At 52.9% G+C, this 12,547-nt stretch carries 11 protein-coding genes; 7 read left to right on the top strand and 4 right to left on the bottom strand.

What is annotated here, in order from left to right; translation table 11 throughout:
- The first annotated feature begins 214 nt into the window (after positions 1-214).
- From ACOQPU_RS17730 to ACOQPU_RS17700, 7 genes are all read left to right on the top strand, one after another.
- Positions 215-2,299 carry an ABC transporter substrate-binding protein gene (locus ACOQPU_RS17730; protein ID WP_420641161.1) on the top strand — a complete coding sequence of 695 codons (2,085 nt, stop codon included), beginning with the start codon at positions 215-217 and terminating at the stop codon, positions 2,297-2,299.
- A gap of 152 nt (positions 2,300-2,451) precedes the next feature.
- A complete protein-coding gene (locus ACOQPU_RS17725) occupies positions 2,452-3,513 on the top strand; it encodes an ABC transporter permease (protein ID WP_420641160.1) in 1,062 nt (353 codons plus the stop codon).
- Positions 3,514-3,585: 72 nt separating this feature from the next.
- Positions 3,586-4,620: an ABC transporter permease gene (locus ACOQPU_RS17720; protein ID WP_420641159.1), complete on the top strand. Its 1,035-nt coding sequence runs from the start codon at positions 3,586-3,588 to the stop codon at positions 4,618-4,620.
- 71 nt (positions 4,621-4,691) lie between these two features.
- Positions 4,692-5,414 carry a c-type cytochrome gene (locus ACOQPU_RS17715; protein ID WP_420641158.1) on the top strand — a complete coding sequence of 241 codons (723 nt, stop codon included), beginning with the start codon at positions 4,692-4,694 and terminating at the stop codon, positions 5,412-5,414.
- A complete protein-coding gene (locus ACOQPU_RS17710) occupies positions 5,393-6,586 on the top strand; it encodes a hypothetical protein (RefSeq protein WP_420641157.1) in 1,194 nt (397 codons plus the stop codon). The genes ACOQPU_RS17715 and ACOQPU_RS17710 overlap by 22 nt, the downstream gene beginning before the upstream one ends.
- A gap of 56 nt (positions 6,587-6,642) precedes the next feature.
- Positions 6,643-7,743: an ABC transporter permease gene (locus tag ACOQPU_RS17705; RefSeq protein ID WP_420641156.1), complete on the top strand. Its 1,101-nt coding sequence runs from the start codon at positions 6,643-6,645 to the stop codon at positions 7,741-7,743.
- Entirely contained in the window at positions 7,740-8,720 is a 981-nt protein-coding gene (locus tag ACOQPU_RS17700) for an ABC transporter permease (protein WP_420641155.1), read from the top strand. Before ACOQPU_RS17705 ends, ACOQPU_RS17700 begins: the two co-directional genes overlap by 4 nt.
- A 103-nt stretch (positions 8,721-8,823) precedes the next feature.
- Here ACOQPU_RS17700 and ACOQPU_RS17695 read toward each other — a convergent pair whose 3' ends face one another.
- The 4 genes from ACOQPU_RS17695 to thrS form a co-directional block, all read right to left on the bottom strand.
- Positions 8,824-9,816, bottom strand: a complete 993-nt coding sequence (locus ACOQPU_RS17695) for an NlpC/P60 family protein (protein WP_420641154.1) — start codon at positions 9,814-9,816, stop codon at positions 8,824-8,826.
- 23 nt (positions 9,817-9,839) lie between these two features.
- The gene (locus tag ACOQPU_RS17690; protein WP_420641153.1) at positions 9,840-10,253 is read right to left on the bottom strand and encodes a type II toxin-antitoxin system VapC family toxin; all 414 of its coding nucleotides are present in this window, start codon (positions 10,251-10,253) and stop codon (positions 9,840-9,842) included.
- Positions 10,250-10,534, bottom strand: a complete 285-nt coding sequence (locus ACOQPU_RS17685) for a CopG family transcriptional regulator (RefSeq protein ID WP_420641152.1) — start codon at positions 10,532-10,534, stop codon at positions 10,250-10,252. The genes ACOQPU_RS17690 and ACOQPU_RS17685 overlap by 4 nt, the downstream gene beginning before the upstream one ends.
- Before the next feature lie 87 nt (positions 10,535-10,621).
- A complete protein-coding gene (gene thrS, locus ACOQPU_RS17680) occupies positions 10,622-12,415 on the bottom strand; it encodes a threonine--tRNA ligase (protein ID WP_420641151.1) in 1,794 nt (597 codons plus the stop codon).
- Positions 12,416-12,547: the final 132 nt, after the last annotated feature.

Here is a 12,547-nt window from a genome sequence, read left to right as displayed (position 1 = left end):
ATGCGGCTTACTTTCAAGAGAAAAGAAGGGAAATTTGGAACGATTCAGTTTCCGAAAACTCGTTTTCTCCACTAACCTTTGCAAATTTGTGAAGAGTTTGAAGATTGTGTGATCAACAGCAATTGGAAAGGAGGTTGTAGATATAGAAAAGTTCAAACACTAGAACCATTTTTTTGCAAACAATTGTGATATTCAGAGGAGGAATATACAAACAATGAACACAAAAAAACGAATTGGGTTATTTGCGGCAATGATGGCCATGTTTGCCATCATTGTTGTCGCATGTTCCCCACAAACTGTTGAGGTACCCGTCGAGGTCACCCGTGTCATTACAGAAACGGTCACAGAGGTTGTAGAAGGTGAAGCGGTTGAGGTAGAAGTCACCCGTGTTGTTACCGAAACTGTCATTGAGACAGTTGAGGTTGAAGCTGGGGGCGAAGAAGCTGGCCCAACTGGTGCTCCTGATCCTTCCATCTACACCTACATGACCTTTGGTGACATTGACACAATGGATCCTAACTTAATCTATGACACCGCCAGTGGTACATTGGCTTTGAATGTCATGGAGCCTCTCATCACCTACAACGGTGCAGACCCGACAACTTTCGTTCCCGCCCTGGCGGTGGAAGTTCCGAGCACCGAAAATGGGCTGATTTCTGAAGACGGCCTGTCCTACACGTTCAACATTCGTGAAGGTGTTACTTTCCATGAGGGTGGCACGCTAGAGGCTAGCGACGTAGCATATACCTTCCAGCGTGGGCTGCTGCAATCTGATCCAAACAGTGCCCAATGGCTGCTTTTGGAACCGATTATGGGCTATAACCAAACGTTTGACATCACCGAAGAAATTGCTGAAGGTGCCTACGCAGGTGATCCCGAAGGTCTGGTTGCCAATGCTTCCGCGGAAGAATTAGTCGCTGTTTGTGAAAAAGTACAGGCTGCTGTGGTTGCTGACAATGATGCAAGCACGGTTACGTTTAACCTCGCGCAGCCTTGGGGACCTTTCCTGGCTAGTATCGCTCCGGCTTGGGGTTCAATTCTGGATATGGAATGGGCTATTGAGCAAGGTGCCTGGGATGGTAGCTGCGACACTTGGCAGAACTTCTACGCACCTGGTTCTGAGAATTCCGAGTTAACGGCCGTTATGAACGGCACCGGCCCGTATCGTCTGGAAAGCTGGACACCTGGTGAAGGCTGGGTCTTGGTTGCTAACGAAAACTACTGGCGTGGTGATGACCAACCCGTTTGGGAAGGTGGCCCCGCTGGGCAGCCAGCTATCGGCACCATCGTCCAACGGCAAGTTGATGAATGGGGTACCCGTTTTGCAGCCCTGCAGGCTGGCGACATCGAAAACGCCGCTGTACCGCAAGCGAATCGTCCACAGGCCGATCAATTTGTTGGTGAATTCTGTGACTTCCGCACAGGTGAATGTGAACCCAACCCAGAGAATCCCAATGGACCTCTGCGGAAATGGGGTGACCTGCCGCAGGTATCTCGTACTGACGTCTTTATGACCTTTGATGTTGGCGAGGATTCCCCCTACATTGGTAGTGGTGAGCTAGACGGCAACGGCATTCCGCCGAACTTCTTCAGCGACATCAACGTCCGTCGCGCAATGAACTACTGCTTCGACTACGAAGCGTACATCACCGACGCACAAAATGGTGAAGGCGTGCGCAACAATGGGCCAATCATCCTTGATATGTTGGGCTACAATCCCGACGGCCCAATGTACGAAACTGACCTAGATGCTTGCGCTGCTGAACTGGAACAAGCCTGGGGCGGCGTCTTACCAGAAACGGGCTTCCGCTTCCAGATTGCCTACAATACAGGTAACGTTTCCCGCCAGACCGCCGGTGCGATTCTGCAAGCCAACCTGCGCTCCATCAACCCACTGTATCAAGTTGAGATCGTTGGCCTGCCGTGGCCCACATTCTTACGCTCCTTCCGTGCCTCTCAGGTACCGATGATTGCTAGTGGCTGGTTGGAAGACATCCATGACCCGCACAACTGGGTACAGCCCTTTACGGTCGGCACCTATGCTGGTCGCCAACAGTTACCGCAAGAAATCTTGGACCAGTTTACTGCATTAGTAAACGCTGGTGTAGAAACTGCAGATCCAGCAGAACGTGAGCAGATCTACTTTGAATTGCAGCAACTGCACCATGATCTGGCTATTCAGATTACCTTGTCCCAAGGCACAGGTGCCCGTTATGAGCAACGTTGGGTAGAAAATTGGTACTACAACCCAATCACATCTGGTACCTACTTCTATGCACTGAGTCTAGCTAGCGAATAATCGCTTAGCATAACCTTTGTAGGGGCGGTTCGCGAACCGCCCCTACATAATGATTAAAGCAAGCCTGGTGTAGATTTGTAGATGATCACAACTCTTCAGCAGAATTGTTTTAATGGAATGGAAGCAAATCCTAGAAAAAACAAGAGGCTTTTATGACTGCTTACATCATCCGCCGTTTGCTCATTATGCCACTCATTATGTTTGGGGTGACGATACTTATTTTTAGTATGCTCCAAATTTTGGGGCCTGTGGAACGCTCTGCCCTGTACGTGCGTGATATTCCCAAAACCCAATCACAGGTCGATGCCATTATTCGCCGCTATGGGCTAGATGAGCCTATCCATGTGCAATATTGGAATTGGATGACCGGTCAGATTGATCCTGAAACCGGGGAGCGTATTGGGGGGGTTTTGCGGGGAGATCTCGGTTTTTCGCGCACAGGGCGGGAACCAGTTATTGATATGCTTAAAAGACGCTTCCCGGCGACACTGGAGCTTGCCCTGTGGGCGATGATTCCAATTATTGCCGGGGGCATTTGGATGGGTATAAAAGCCGCGCTCAATCACAATAAACTATTCGATCAGGTTGTGCGGGTGTTTGCAACCATAGGCTGGTCGTTTCCCACTTTTGTTTTTGCGTTACTACTATTGCTTATTGCCGTCAGGTTAGATTGGCTACAGATAGGCCGACTTTCTACTGAATATACGCTGTTGGTGAGTCGCCCTGGCTTTACGCAGTACACGGGCATGATGACAATTGATAGCTTGCTGAATTTGCGGTTTGATGTTTTTGTGGACGCGCTGCGGCATTTGGTATTGCCAGTTGTTACCTTAGCCGTGGTGCAGTGGGCCTTGCTATTGCGGGTCACAAGGTCTTCGATGCTGGAGGAGATGCGGCAAGATTATGTACGGACTGCTCGTGCCAAAGGTTTGTATGAAAAAACGGTGGTTAATCGGCACATTCGGCGCAACGCTCTTATTCCAGTCATCACCATTGCGGGCGGCACGTTAGCCGGGCTTATGAATGGCGTGGTGGTTACCGAGGTGATTTTTAACTATCCAGGGTTAGGGCAAATGGCGGCCGCTGCGGCCGTTCAGCTTGATGTACTGACGATGTTGGGCTTCGCTTTGTTTAATGGCATTCTTTTTATCTTTGCCTATTTGATTGTAGATATTATGTATGTGGTAATTGATCCCCGCATTCGACTCTCATAAATTACCTTTATGGCGACTCAAACATACGACTTCATTCTTGGAGAAATCGTATGTTTGAGGAAGGAAAAGCTGATGACAACACCTGACGTAGTAGCTGGGCTAGATTTAAATGAAGATTTAGGTGATCAAAATCGCCTGGAGCAATTGGTTGGGCCAGAATGGTACCGACTCCTCAAGGGCATTGCTACCAATCCGCTTTCTGTAACGGGTCTCATTATCGTTGCTTTGTTTATTTTGATGGCCTCTTTTGCACCGATTCTGGCACCTGCCCCCACCGAAAACTGGGACCCCTATACCATTCCGCAAGATGGGTATAAGCCGGAACCGCTTCCCCCTGGCACACCCTGGAACCAAAATACTCCTGGTACTGTACCTGGTTGGTATCGTTTAGTTACGGGCAATGAAACGTGGGTGCATATGTTGGGAACCACCAGTCAACAATATGATATTTGGTATGGCATTGTCTGGGGGTCACGGACGGCATTGCTGGCAGGAACGGCCGTTGTGGCCGTTTCGGCTCTGTTTGGCATATTGGTTGGCTCAATAGCTGGCTACTTCGGTGGTTGGGTTGATGAAATCATGATGCGCATTGTGGAGATATTTATTGTGTTTCCCGGCCTAGTAGCTGTATTGGTACTTTCTTCAATTTTGGTGCCTATTTTCGGACAAAGCTTGTGGCCTGCCATGATTGCATTAAGTGTGTTTGGCTGGATGGGATATGCGCGCCTGCTGCGCGGTGATATTCTTTCTAATAAAGAGCGGGATTATGTATTAGCCGCACAAGCAAGCGGCGCCAGAGATATTCACATTATTTTGAAGCATGTGTTGCCCAATGCCATCTTTCCGACATTGGTTTTCCTGTCCTTAGACATGGGAGCCATCGTGCTTTCATTTGCTGCGCTAAGTTTTCTGGGCGTTGGTGTGCAGCCGGGATATGCTGATTGGGGTCAAATTGTGAGCTTTGCCCGCGACTGGATTTTGACGCTGGATACCCATTGGTATATTGTGTTGTTCCCTGGGCTGGCGTTGCTGCTGTATGGGCTAGGCTGGAATTTGCTGGGGGATGCCTTACGCGATATTTTGGACCCGAAACTGCGTAAGGGATAATTAAGTATTCAAGTAATCAGGTGGTTGAATGAGCGGGTCGCGTAAAGTGGCTCGCTCATTTTTAATTTTAGATGATGAAGCGTGTGTTTTTTGTGGGGGCCACGGCCGTTTCCCTACTCATCTGCCTCTTTGTAACAAGTACCCAGACGCTGGCGCAGGATGCGACACCTACGCCAGATCGGCTGGCCGCGCCACCCACCGTTCCTGCACCCACCCAGGCGGATGAGGGTGCCCAACTTTATTGGCTACACTGCCAGCCCTGCCATGGGGATGTGGGGCAAGGACTCACCGACGCGCCCGACGACGATTGGCGGGCGCAATACCCGGAAGAGGATCAATATTGCTGGAATTCTGGCTGCCACGGCGCACGGCCGTATGAAGAAGGGTTCACGCTCCCCAAGCAAGTACCAGCCATCATTGGCGGAAACAGCTTGAGCCAGTTTGGTACGGCGGCGGATTTGTACAGTTACATTCGGGCATCAATGCCGCGCCAGGTGCCTGGGTCGTTGACAGATGAGGAATATCTGGCCATTGTTGCCTTTTTAGGTCAGGCGCATGGGGTGTGGAATGGGGAACCAATCTCGGCCGTTTCTGCCGAGCAGATCATCTTGAACACGCCCCAACCACAGCCTACCGCCGTTGTTGAACCCACGCCAACATCGCTGGCAACGGCCGTTCCCACTACACCCTCATCGGAAAATGCAAATGAAATCAATTGGTTATTGGTAAGCGGCATGGCTTTGTTGCTGCTACTTGTTATGGGAGGGGTATTATGGCGCAAACAAACAGGATGAACGCGGAACGGCCGCACAGGCTGCTGGAGTTACCGCAGGAACTAGATCATGAATCGCTGCCCAGCTTCCGCCGTCTGGGGCTGGTGCAAGGCTTACTTATCGGGTTAGCCATCGCTATTGGATTTTGGCTTCCCAAAATGATGGTGATGTCGCGGTTGCCGGTTTGGTTCCCCTATGGCGGGGCCATTGTGAGCGGACTGGCTGTGTTGCTGCTGGGCGGCATCACAGGCTGGCTTGCCAGCTACTTGCGTCAACCGCTCTTGGCAATGCTGGTTTGGTTAGGTGCAGCCGTTCTCATCTGCGTTAGCTTGGGGATGCTGCCACCCATCGGGCAAAATTGGACGGTCTGGTTAGCAGATGACCGTTTTTCTGGGCTTCCCGTCGTTCAATCGCCTACGCATCTGTTTTGGTGGTCTTATGTAATCGCCGGATTTTTGCTGCTCGTTGTGTTGCCTTTCCTGGCCATCGTGCAAAACACAAATCTGGTACAGGCACATCAAGAGCTGGTACATGGGCGTCGCTTAAACAAACAAGTCGCGTTCCGATTGCTGCTACCGGCTCTGCTAGCTGGATTCATAGGCGCACTGTTCCCCGATCTGACCACCAGTGCCCCACGAGAAGCGTTGCAGGTTACCGATCAGGCGATTCAGCGCGTGCGAGAATACGATGGAGACCTGTTCCAGCTCTCGCTGGATACCGATTTTAACTACAGTGCGCTGGACAGCGTGGCCGATCAACTGGATGGGCCATACACACTGCTGGTAAATGAGGTAGACGAAGCGTGGAGCAATGCCGTGATCACCGCCCATTTTGAGAGTGGTGCCTGGGTCAACTGCCGAGTGATTATTTCACAGGAACGGGCGACCTACTTTAGCTTTTGTTTTGATGCCGGGATTCCATTCTCTGACGGGATGAACCGCCTCATGCTCGGCAATGTTCTGGATGACGACTGTCGCCGCTGTGGGGTGACGGCCGACGCCACCTGGCAAAATTGGCTGCAAGAACGAGCCACCCTGTTTGAAGAATCACCAGTCTGGGAGCGCGTGGCGCAACACGGCCGTTTCGTCATCATCCAGGCCGTTACAGACCAAAATAGCCAGATCACCTGCCAACTAGAAGGATCAGAAATGGTTCAGCTTGTTTCTTGTGAAGTGGCAGAGATTAACGATTAGAGCATGGAGATTGGCAGTTACTCAATTACAAAATTGCCTGATTACCAGCTAGCCAAATGAAACCCACCCTGTCCGTCCTCACCTACGTTTTGCGCCGACTGCTCATCATCCCGGTGACGCTGCTGGCGGTCACGATAGTGCTTTACAGCTTTTTCATGTCCGTCCCTGCCGAGGAGCGCGCCGCACTTTACATGCCTCCCAACCAGCCCCGCATCATGTCCGCCGAGAAGCTGGAAAATCTGACCAACCGCATCATCGAGGAAAATGGCTTAAACGATCCGTTTTTGCAGCAGTACGGCCGTTGGGCCAGCGGCTTGCTCAGTGGAGATTGGGGGTACAGTCCCTCGTTTAATGCGCCTGTTTTGGATTTGCTGCAACGGCGAACGGCCGTCACCCTGGAACTTGCTTTTTATGCCCTGCTCACTCTCATTCCGCTGGGAATCATCAGCGGAGTGGTTGCCGGATGGCGACCCGGCAGCAGACAAGACAGCAGCTTTCGCACAGCCGCCTTCATTGCCACTTCCATCCCGCCGTTCATTTTGGGAATGTTTCTGCTTTCCATTTTTTATGTGGGGCTGGGCTGGTTCCCGCCGGGGCGCACGGGCCTTATCGAGCTAACCTTACGCGCTTCTACCTCTTCGTTCCAGACAATTACGGGCTTCTTGACGATTGATGGCTTGCTAAACGGCCGTCTCGATGTAACAAAAGACGCCCTACGCCACCTGGCACTCCCTGTCTTCACTTTGGGGCTGGCGCAGTGGGCCACGCTAGGGCGCGTTACTCGAGTGGCCGTCATTAACGAAGCCAGCCAATCGTACGTGATGGCCGCCAGGGCGCGGGGTCTGCTGCAACGCCAAATTGTGTGGCGGCACGTTTTTCGCAACGTACTGCTACCCGTGCTTACCAGCAGTTCGCTTTCGGCCGCGTCACTCATCACCGGCGTGTTTGTGGTTGAGGTCGTGTTCGACTACAAAGGCTTGTCTGAACTGGTAACCCGCAGCCTACGCGACACGGCTCCCGACGCGGCGTTGGCGATGGGATTTGCCATCTACAGCGTGCTGCTGGTGCTTCCCATTATGCTGCTTCTGGACCTGTTGAAAGGACTGGTAGACCCGCGCGTGCGTAAGGCCGACGATGACACGGAGGCTAGCCCATGATTCGCTGGCGTGCGTTCTTCCGGCAGCGGCAAAATTGGTTGGCGCTGCTGCTCATCGGGCTGTTTGTGGGCACGGCCGTTGCTGCCCCCATCATCGCCCCACCAAACGATCCCGAAAGCCGCGTACCTTTCAAGTCGGTTGGGCAAACATTTACCAGACTGCCCGAGCCGCCCTCTGCGGAACATCCACTGGGCACCGTGCCGCAAATCGAAAATTTGCCGCAATTTGGCATTGCGCCAGGGCAGGATGCTTTTTACAACTGGGATGTGTTCTTTACGCTCATCTGGGGCACGCGTTCAGCGCTGCAATTTGGGCTGGTGGTGACGGTGCTGACGGCCGTTTTTGGCATCATCGTCGGTTCCGTCGGCGCGTACACGGGTGGCTGGGTCGAGCGGCTGCTGATGGCCATCACCGATGCGTTTCTGGCGTTTCCCGTGTTGGGGGCTATTTGGATTATTCAGCGGACGTTGTTTACGGCCGTTTTCAACCCATTTTTAGAGCCAGAAACCCTGCGCTGGTGGGAACTGTTCCTGTACAATTTCAAAGTCAGCCCAATCATGCTGGGCCTGATTCTATTCTCCTGGATGCCCTACGCCCGGCTCACCAACAGCAGCATTGCTCAACTGCGTCAATCTGAATTTGTAACGGCCGCACGCTCCATGGGCGCAACTGGTCCGCGCATTCTGTTCCGCCACCTGCTGCCCAACGCCATCGCCCCTACCATCGTTCTTATGGCCAAAGATGTGGGCGGCATGGTCATTTGGGCCGCAGCCTTCATCTTCATTGGCTTTGGTGGCGAAGTGGCCTGGGCGATTGTGCTGGTTGGCTCCCGCGATTTTGCCCTGGGGTTAGGCGGTAATCCGTTCATTTATTGGTGGACTTTCTTGCCTATCGCCACCGCCATCACCCTCTTTGGCCTCGGCTGGAACCTGCTCGGCGACGGTCTCAACCGCGCCATGAACCCCCACCTGAAATAAAACTCCTGCTGCGGCGCGATCTTCGGCGAGCGCAAAACCGCACCCGGCTGCGGCCTCGGCGTCCCGCCGCGCCGCCTTTTCTCAACTGCTAGCTACTTTGCTCCTAGGCAATAAAAGTTCGCGCCCCGACAAAGGTTTCGCGGAGATGTTTCACTTCCTGCACGTTGTCTACGTACACGCCGTTGTGGCTGCGGGAAGAGTGAATGAGCTGCCAATCCCCCAGGCTGACACCCACATGCGTGATGCGCCGGTGGCCGTTGGGGCTGGCAAAAAAGAGCAGATCGCCGGGTTGGAAGGGTGGTTCAACAGAACGGCCGTTATCAAACTGCATATCGGCATCACGGGGTAGCTGAATACCAGATAGGCGGTGCACGATCTGGGCAAAACCGGAACAATCAATGCCGTAGGCAGAACTGCCCCCCCACAGGTACGGCACACCGGTAAAGCTATACGCATCAGCCACCAACCGCTGGCGTAGTTGGGCTTCTGGCAGTGTGGGCAAGGGCAACGGCCGTAGCGTGTGGGCAGGCAACCAGCCAGCCAGTTCTCCTACCAACTTTAGGCAAGCCCAGCCATGTTGTTCTTCGGTGATGGTAACGGCCGTACCGCCCAAAACCCGGCTCACCAACGGCGCAGCAGCATCCGGTGCTAAGTGCAGCGGGGCGACGGGATCACTCACCAGATGGGTGGGCTCAGTCTCTGGGTTGGTTGCCAAATAAGGTCTGTATACCCAACCTAGATAGCCGTCTGGTTGCCGCACATAAGCCCAACTCTCCTCAACACGCAGCAGTTCTACCATTTGACCGTTTTTCAACTCGCTGTCCAGCCCAGAACCAAAACCGGGCTTATTGTACAGTCCAGTCAAGGTGGTGCTAACAGCCAGCCAAGTGGGGGTTTGCATCCGCAAAACGTTTAGCTCGGTTTGAGCATTAAGGAACTTATTATGCACGGCCGTTTTTGTTGCTTCATCCAAAACGGTGCCAATGATGTGGGTTCGGCCGTCTTTTTCCACCGCCTCAATCTCACAAACCTGGGTACGCCGATCGCTAAATTGCTCCTTTAGCTCACTGATTTTCTGTTTGATCTCGCTATCCATCGTCCGACCCCTTCCTAGGATATTTACTCGTTACCTGGCCAAAGCTGAAATCCTGCTTGCACAAAATGTTGATCAAAGCTAAACGCTTGCCAAATGAGCTGTTGCTGCATCACGATAAAGCTCGTACAGTCCGTAAACGCCCACTGCTTATCTGCATACGCTTGAAACATCTCCCAAGCAGCCTGCCAAACCTCATTGTCAAGATACAAGAGATTGATATAGGGTGTGTTCAAAATCGCTTCCCCGCACTTTTGGGCCACCACGGTGCCATAATGTTTCTGTAAAAAGGTAACGGTCTCATCAAAAACGTAATCGGTAGTTAGCAAATTTAGCCGCTGGTTTTTTAAGCTCCGGTAGGCGTCCACAGCGCGCTGATGAAACTTATCTCTATCACCAAAGAGTGCTATCCAACCGCTGCTGTCTACAAAAAGATTCATGCATCATCCTCTGGGTCCCAATCTCTGGTGTAGATATATTTGTCATGGTTAACCGAGCCATCCGGAGGGCCACCTTTGCCAATGCCGATGAGCTGCCAGATGGGATCATCCTCGGTGAGAACGTGTCCCTCCTTCTCTTCTGGCTGCTCCACCACATACTCAGCCAACGCTTCCCGAATTTGGGTAGCCATCGTAATGCCTTCCTCATCGGCGCGGGATTTTAGCTTTTCGTAAATATCTTGCGGTAAATAAACCTGTGTTCGCACCATTTTTTCTGTCATTTGCTTGCTCCGTTTGACCATTGCGGCGATCTTTAGATGTATGCAGTATACATCTATCACAGATTCATTGTCAACAACGGCCGTATCCTACAAAACAGCATCTCGCTGAGCAATTTTATCCAATACTATAGCCTCAAACGCCGACAGCGACAGCCCGTTTTGCCGCGAGCCATCCCGCTTGCGCAGCGATACCGTACCAGCCGCCGCCTCTTGTTCACCCACAATCAGCATGTACGGCACCTTCATCTGCTGTGCCGCTCGGATTTTGGCCTGCATCCGGTCACTTTCTAACATTGCCTGGGCGCGCACGCCAGCTGCTTTTAATTGCGCAGCTACCTGCTGGGCATATTCATTTTGCCCGTCCGTGATTGGAATCACCCGCACCTGCTCTGGCGCCAGCCAAACCGGGAAGTTACCTGCGTAATGCTCAATCAAGAAGCCGATAAACCGTTCATGTGCGCCGAGTGGCGCGCGATGAATGCACCACGGCGTCTCCAATTCGCCCTGCGCGTTCGTAAACGTCAGGTCAAAGCGGGGCGGCACGCCAAAATCAAGCTGGTTCGTCGCCAACGAGAACTCGCGGCCGATGGCGCTCCAAATCTGCACGTCAATTTTGGGGCCGTAGAACGCAGCTTCGTCCTCCGCTTCCACAAATGGCACATCATACTTCAACATCGTTTCCCGGATGATGCGCTCGGCTTTGAGCCACATACGGCCGTTGTCCACGTACTTCACGCCCAGCTTGTCCGGGCTGTGTTTGCTCAGGCGCATCACGTACTTTTCAATGCCAAACAGATCGAAATAGCTGCGGTACAAATCCACCACGCCCATAAATTCGTCTTCGATCTGGCTTTCGGCGCAGTAAATGTGGGCATCATTTTGTTCGATGCTGCGCACCCGCAGCAGCCCCATCAGTGTGCCGCTCTGCTCGTAGCGGTACACCATGCCGTATTCGCTCAGTCGCAAGGGCAGGTCGCGGTAGCTGCGCGGCTTGCTGGCATAAATTTTGTGGTGGAAGGGGCAGTTCATCGGCTTGAGATAATATTTGCTGCCGTCCCGCTCCATCACCGGGTACATTTCGTCTTCGTAGTAGGGCAGATGGCCGCTTTGCAGGTAAAGTGACTCTTTGGCAATGTGCGGCGTGGCGACGCGCACGTAGCCCGCTTTATCCTCCATCTCGTTGGCCAGCTTCACGCACTCCTCGCGCAAAATGTTGCCGTTGGGCAGCCATAGCGGCAGGCCAGGGCCAACATCCTCATCCAAAATGAAGATTTCCAGCTCGCGGCCCAAGCGGCGATGGTCGCGCTTTTTAGCTTCTTCCAGCATTGCCAGGTGGTTTTTTAGCGCTTTTTTGCTGGGCCAGGCCGTGCCGTAGATGCGCTGAAGCTGCGGCCGTTTCTCATCCCCACGCCAGTACGCTCCCGCAATGCTCATCAATTTGAGCCCAGCGGCAGGAATTTTGCCCGTGTCGGCCACGTGCGGCCCGCGACACAAATCGACAAAGCTGTCGTGCCGGTACAGGCTGATTTGCTCGCCTTTGGCGGCCAGCTCGTCGATCAGTTCCAGCTTGTACGGCTGGTCGGCCAGCCGCTGGCGCACCTCTTTGGCAGAAACTTCCTCGTAAACCAGCGGATGTTTTTCGACGATGATTTGCCGCATCCGCTTTTCTAGTTTGGGCAGGTCGTCGGGGTGGAACGTTTGGGAACGGCCGTTTCCATCCACACCTAAATCAAAATCATAATAAAATCCGTCCGCAATCGGTGGGCCGATACCCAGCTTCGCCTGTGGGTACAGTTCCAGCACCGCCTGCGCCAAAACATGTGCGGCCGTATGCCGCAGCTTGTACAGATGGGATTGTTCATAATTTTCTTGTTCAAACATGAGATTATCTCCGATAGTTTTGTAGCCGAGGATTCCAATCCTCGCATTTTCGCGCTAAGAAAGCGCGCCTACAAACAAAAAAGACCGCTCTTTCGAGCGGCCTCACTGTTAACTGATTACTGCATACCGATT

This window comes from Candidatus Leptofilum sp., from assembly GCF_965223285.1.
Taxonomy (GTDB): Bacteria; Chloroflexota; Anaerolineae; order Promineifilales; family Promineifilaceae; genus Leptofilum.
This window is presented reverse-complemented; position numbering and strand designations above follow the sequence as displayed.